Here is a 6,507-nt window from a genome sequence, read left to right as displayed (position 1 = left end):
CCCCCCCGCCGGCGCACTGTTCGAACTCGCCGTCACCCACGACGACGGCGGCTGGGACTGCGACGAAAACCCCCAGGAACTCGGCACCCACTTCCAACTACCCAACCAATTCGAAGACCGCCGCGACGAAATCTTCAGCAACCTCGAACCCCTCGACGACTGACCCGGACCCCGAACCCGCGACGGGGCCCGGTCACCTGACCTGGGTCCTGGCACCCGAAGTCGCCAACAGCTGCATCGTCACTCGGAGGAATCCATATGGCCCACAACAAACACCTCGACAACGAACCGGTCCGGTGGGGTGCCGACTCAGATACCGCGCTCGGAGTCGTACTCGCGGTGCACGGACGCGGCCAGTCCCCGGCGTACATGCAGGAACAGGCTGCACGACTCGAAACGCGGGATTGGCACTTCTTCGCACCACACGCACACGCCGACACCTGGTATCCCCAGTCCTTTCTGGCTGCCATCGATGACAACGAACCCGACTTGTCGATGGCGCTCGACGCGATCGACCACTACCTCATCGCCTTGCAGGCTGCGGGATTCGGACCCGAGCGCATCGTAGTGTGGGGTTTCTCGCAGGGCGCGTGTTTGCTCGCGCACCATCTCCTCACCCGGTCCACACCTGTCACCGCAGCAATCCTGTGTACCGGCGGCTATCTGGGACCGGACCGTCTCGATCCAGCGATCGGCTCCCTGTCGGGTATCTCGACCGTTCTGCGAAGCATCGAAAACGATCCCTTCGTCCCATCACATCGAGTTGACGACACCGCGACACTGCTGCGCCTCGCTGGCGCGAGCGTCAACTGTCGCATCGATCCCGGCGACGAACACGTGATCTCCGATGAAGCGATAGACACCGCGAAACTGCTGATGCAACTCATCAGCACCGCAACTTCCCCGGCCACATAAGAGGAGCAACATCATGGAGTTCGATCACGAAACGCTCGGTCAACGGGTGCTGTTCGGGACGCACAAGGCGGCCGCTAATCTCAGCGAGGAGGTCCGCCGCCGCGGCGCTGAACGGGTAATGCTCATCGACGGAACGGGCGTCGGGCTCGGCGACAAACTTTCCGTTGGACTTCCGATCGCCTTCCGACACAACGAAGTCGGCGCGCACGTCCCGATCGAAATTGCCCGCACGGCGCGGGCAGTCGCAGTAAGCGGCAACGTCGATCTTCTGGTGTGTGTCGGTGGCGGCTCCACGACCGGCTTGGCCAAAGCCGTAGCCATCGACACGGGTCTGCCAATCGTCGCCGTTCCCACCACCTACGCCGGCTCGGAAGCCACCGACGTATGGGGGCTCACCGAGAACTCCCGCAAGACCACCGGAAGCGATGAGCTTGCCCTACCTCGGACGGTGATCTACGACGCCGCCCTGACTTTCGACCTACCGTCAAGTCTGTCGGTGGCCTCGGGCCTCAACGCGCTGGCACACTGCGTCGACTCGATGTGGGCGCCGCGCGCCGACCCTATCAACCAAGCTCTCGCCGCCGAAGGTATCCGTGTCCTCAATCGAGGATTGCCCCGTATCGCACGGGATCCGTACGACATCTTCGGCCGAGAGGAGTGCCTGTACGGTGCGTACCTGTCCGCCGTAGCGTTCGCGTCCGCCGGCTCGGGAATGCACCACAAGATCTGCCACGTGCTCGGTGGCGCCTACAATCTCCCACACGCGGACATGCACGCCTGCGTGTTGCCACACGTACTGGCCTTCAACGCGACTGCGGCACCTGACGCCGCATCGCGAATCGCGGAGGCGTTTGGAACCGTCGACGCCCCCTCCGGGCTCGCCCGGTTGCGTGCGGCTCTCGACGCTCCACACGCACTGCGCGACTACGGGTTCGACGAGGACAGCATTCCCGAGGCTGTTCAATTGATCCTGCCGGTCATCCCCGAGTCAAACCCCCGCCGGGTCGATGCTGATGTTCTCGCACAACTTCTGCACGCCGCCTGCACCGGCGTCACCTCGATCTTCGACCCCACGGACCGGTACTGATGAGTGCCACCCTGCCACCACAGACACTTGCTCGGTTACACAACAATCTCGCTCGGTCTGTGTGGGCACTGGATCACATCCACTATGCCTGCACCGTCCTCTCGAATGCCCAACCCGTCGTGCTCATCGACGACCGCCCGGGACGCGACGAAGGCTACATCGTCTACGCTGCCGCACACGCGAATCCCCTTCTGATGGCATTGACGATCCGACACACCTCCGGATTCGTCTGCGTCGCCGTCGACGGTGAGACCTGCGACCGGCTCGGGCTGCCTCCGATGTGGTGGCCGGACCACGACGGCCGGCCCCACCTGACCGTGACCGTCGACGCGGCGGTCGGCGTCGGAACCGGTATTTCTGCTACCGACCGCGCGCACACCGCTACCGTTCTCGCGAACCCCGATGCAACATCCGCCGATTTGACCCGACCCGGGCACCTCGTTCCTGTGCGAGCACAAGAGGCCCTGGCCGCCGACAGCCTCGGAATCCCCGAGGCTGCTCTCGACCTCGTGCAGACTTCCGGACACGGATCTGCAGCTGTATTCAGCACTGTGGTCGGCGTCGCCGATGCCACAACGAACGCCGGACGAGGCGAACTCGTCGAGTTCGCACTCGAGCACCGGATGCCGATTGTGACTCTCACTGACGTCCGGATCAGCCGAATCCATCGCGACGGTCACTGTGCACGCGCCGAAAGCGTGTCGCTACCTGACGCCCCGAGCAGCGACATCGAAGCGCTTGCCTGCACGAGTTGCGTGGACGAGCAGGCGCATCCAGTACTCTTTCCGACAGCCGCAGCGCCTGCGAACCGACTCGATGTCCTCACGCGGATGCGTGACGATCTGCTCCGGCTGAAAGCCGGGGCAATTACTCGCTCGCGACCGGCTCGAGCCCTTGTCGATCTCGATTGTCATTACGAAGCGGCTTCGCCATCGCCCGAGACGACGATCGCCGGCTTGTGACCTCGTCATCGGCCAGATGGCCGATTGATGTGCACGCCTGCATCTGAGCGTTGAGTTGGTCTGCGGTGGTTACGTATTCACCAATTGCGGTACTCGCCGACGGTGGTCGGGAACGCCCACAGCGCCCGTCCACCGTGGTTCGCCACCGAATGGCGGCGGCGAGCGATATTCTGGATTCACATCAGCGAGAGGTGTCCAGTGGTGCATTCTCGGCCGCGGTACGGACCGGACGAATCGACGTAGTCGATGACCGACTCCGATCCCTTCGCGACACAACAGGACGCGTCCGGTTCGCTCATTATGGAGCTGGCGGCGGCCGGGTTCGAGGCTGCCCAGGAGATCGGCCGGGGCGGTTTCGGCGTGGTCTACCGGTGCACGCAGGCCGCACTGGACCGGACCGTCGCGGTCAAGGTCCTCACCGCCGACCTCGACGAGCAGAACCGGAAACGGTTTCTGCGCGAGCAACGCGCGGCCGGCCGACTGACCGGACACCCAAATGTCGTCAACGTGCTCCAGGTCGGCGTCACCGACAGTGACCGGCCTTACATCGTGATGCCGTACTACGCTCAGGGCTCGCTCGACGCGCAGATCCGCCGCCACGGACCGCTCTCCCTGGAAGACGCGCTGCGACTCGGGGAAAGAATGGCCGGCGCGCTCGAGACCGCCCACCGCCACGGCATCCTGCACCGCGACGTCAAACCCGGCAACATTCTGCTCACCGACTACGCCGAGCCCGCGCTGACCGATTTCGGTATCGCCCACATCGCCGGCGGGTTCGAGACCACGGCCGGGGTGGTGACGGGCTCTCCGGCGTTCACCGCCCCGGAGGTCATCGCCGGCGCGCCGGCAAGCCCGGCCGCGGATGTCTACGGCCTCGGGGCCACGTTGTTCGCCGCGCTCACCGGGCATGCTGCCTTCGAACGCCGCAGCGGCGAGCAACTGGTGGCCCAGTTCCTGCGCATCACCGCCGAGCCCGTACCTGACCCCCGCACACACGGCATTCCCGACGACGTCAGCGCCGTCATCGAGGGCGCCATGTCCGGCGATCCGCAAGGCCGTCCCTCAGCTGCGGATCTGGCGCAGCAACTCCGTCAATGCCAACTTCGCCGGGGTGTCCCGGTCGACCGAATCGCCACGCACCCCGAATCAGAAGACCCGCCGCCCGATCCAGCGAATTCTTCCTCCTCGGCCGAGAGCCGGCCCCCCGGCGTGCTCGCCCGTTCAAATCGAACCGCCGAACTTCCGCTGGAACTGACCAGTTTCGTCGATCGGCGCACGGAGCTGGTTGAGGCGAAGAACCTGCTGTCGGCGTGGCGGTTGGTGACATTGAGCGGGATCGGCGGGGTGGGAAAGACCCGCCTGGCGCTACGGGTCGCCGCTAAGGTGCGTCGCGATTTCCCCGATGGCGTCTACCTGGTGGAACTCGGCGAGCTGCGCGACGAGTCGCTGGTGGCAGATGTGGTCGCCGCGGCAGTGGGGTTGGTAGACCGATCGGCCCGGCCGGTACAAGAGGTCCTCGTCGAGTTCCTCCGCCCGCGCACCATGCTCCTCCTGTTGGACAATTGCGAGCAGGTGGTGGATGCGGCGGCTACGCTGGCCGACGCCTTGCTTCGAGTCTGCCCGGACCTGCGGATCCTCGCGACCAGCCGCGAGTCCTTCGGTATCGACGGGGAGGCGGTGCTGATGGTGCATCCGCTTCCCGTGCCCGATCCCGATCATCTACCGCGGGGATTGCCACGCGGCGACGCGTTGACGTTGTTTGCCGAGCGAGGCGCCGCGGTCGTGCCGGGATTCGAGCTCACCGAGGCCAACAAGATCACCGTCGCTCGCATCTGCCGGCGACTGGACGGGTTGCCGCTACCGATCGAATTGGCGGCAGCCCGGCTCCGTGCGATGTCACCCGAGCAGATCCTGGCACGCCTCACCGACCGCTACGCGCTGTTGACCCGGGGCCACAGGGGCGCTCCGACCAGGCAGCAAACGCTGCGGTCATGCATCGATTGGAGCTTCGATCTGTGCACCGCTCAGGAACAACTCTTGTGGGGCCGGTTGTCGGTGTTCGCAGGCAGCATCGACCTCGACGCGGCGGAACAGATATGCGGTATCGGCTTCGCTCGGGAAGAATTCCTCGACGCGGTGACCTCCCTGGTGGAGAAGTCGATCTTGATCCGCGAAGAGTGCCGCTCCGGAGTGCGCTTCCGGATGCTCGAGACCCTCCGCGACTACGGCCAAGGCACACTCGAACAGACCGGTGAAGCTGCGCGCGTCCGTCGCCGACACCGGGACTGGTATGAGACGCTCGTACTCACTTCCGAGAGCGAGGCGATCAGTGCACGACAGATCGAATTGATCGCTCGACTGCGTCGCGATTTGCCGAATATTCGTGCAGCGCTGGAATTTTGCCTGGACGACGATTCCACCGCAGGCATGCGCATCGCTGCTGCGCTTCATTTTTTCTGGACCTCCCAGGGCCTTCACAATGAGGGAAGACGCTGGCTCGACCGCCTACGTCCACACCAGACGGGTCCACTCACCGTGACTAGGGCCAAAGCGCTCTACACCAATAGCTTCCTCGCCGCAGTGCAGGGCGATCTTCGTGCGGCAAACGCGCTGGTCGAGCGGGGATATGCACTCACCGACGAGGCGACAGAGCCGCTGGCGCGCGCACACCTCGCACTCGCAGACTGCTCGCTGGCATTGTTCGGGGGAGAACGTCACGACGCACGCTCTCGCCTCGAGAGCGCCGTCGAGGTGTACACCGCGCAGAACGACCTGCTATTCCAGGTCATCGCGCTCGGGACACTCGGAATGATTCACGATCGCCAGAACGACACGGAGCGTGCCATCGCCTGCTTGCAGCGTGTCGTCGCGATCACGGAAGCGCGCGGCGAATCTGTGTACAGGTCCTATATGTTGTGGGCGCTCGGTGTGGCGATCTGGCGATCTGGCGACAACGCACGAGCGATTCGGCTACTCGGGCAGGCACTGCAGTTGGATCGACTGGTCAACGACCCGATAAACGCCAGCATTTGCCTGCAAGCATTGGCGTGGATCGCCGCCGACGAACGGGACACTCGGCGCGCCGGTGTGTTGATGGGAGCCGCCGAGGAGTTGAGGTCCGGTGGGAGCTCAGCCGAGGTACCACCGGCGCTACTCGTGTACCAAAATCGGTGCGAAAATGTGGTGCGACAGGCACTGGGTGAGCAGGCATTCGCAGCGGCCCGCCGGGAAGGCGCCGCGTTCGGTTTCGACGCCGCTGTCGCGTACGCTCAACACGAACAGGTCTCGCCCGCAAAGACATCCACCGGGCCGTCGAGCACACCGACGAAAAGGGAACGCCAGGTCGCTGACCTGATCGCCGAGGGTCTGACCAATAAAGAAATCGCCGCACGGTTGGTGATCTCCCCACGCACCGCACAAGGCCACGTCGAACACCTACTGGTCAAGCTGGGATTCACCTCTCGTGCACAGATCGCGGCGTGGGTAGTGGAATCGCAGAACAAGCTCTCAGACCCGCGGGCATCGGAACCACCCACCTGAGCC

General features: G+C 64.6%; 4 protein-coding genes. All 4 read left to right on the top strand.

The window, feature by feature from the left end; all coding sequences use genetic code 11:
• The first annotated feature begins 258 nt into the window (after nt 1–258).
• The 4 genes from CA951_RS33595 (at nt 259) to CA951_RS33580 (ending at nt 6,504) form a co-directional block, all read left to right on the top strand.
• Entirely contained in the window at nt 259–915 is a 657-nt protein-coding gene (locus CA951_RS33595) for an alpha/beta hydrolase (protein ID WP_087560998.1), read from the top strand.
• Between the two features lie 13 nt (nt 916–928).
• Nucleotides 929–2,002, top strand: a complete 1,074-nt coding sequence (locus tag CA951_RS33590) for a maleylacetate reductase (protein ID WP_087560997.1) — start codon at nt 929–931, stop codon at nt 2,000–2,002.
• Complete coding sequence (locus tag CA951_RS33585; RefSeq protein WP_087560996.1) at nt 2,002–2,964, top strand: 3,4-dihydroxy-2-butanone-4-phosphate synthase; 963 nt, start codon at nt 2,002–2,004, stop codon at nt 2,962–2,964. Before CA951_RS33590 ends, CA951_RS33585 begins: the two co-directional genes overlap by 1 nt.
• Before the next feature lie 246 nt (nt 2,965–3,210).
• The gene (locus tag CA951_RS33580; protein ID WP_087560995.1) at nt 3,211–6,504 is read left to right on the top strand and encodes a protein kinase; all 3,294 of its coding nucleotides are present in this window, start codon (nt 3,211–3,213) and stop codon (nt 6,502–6,504) included.
• The last annotated feature ends 3 nt before the right edge of the window (nt 6,505–6,507 follow it).

Origin of the sequence: Rhodococcus sp. NCIMB 12038 (assembly GCF_002165735.1) — a bacterium.
In the GTDB taxonomy this organism is placed as follows: Bacteria; Actinomycetota; Actinomycetes; order Mycobacteriales; family Mycobacteriaceae; genus Rhodococcus_F.
Note: the sequence above shows the minus strand (reverse complement) of the source record. Positions and strands in the feature narration are given on the sequence as shown.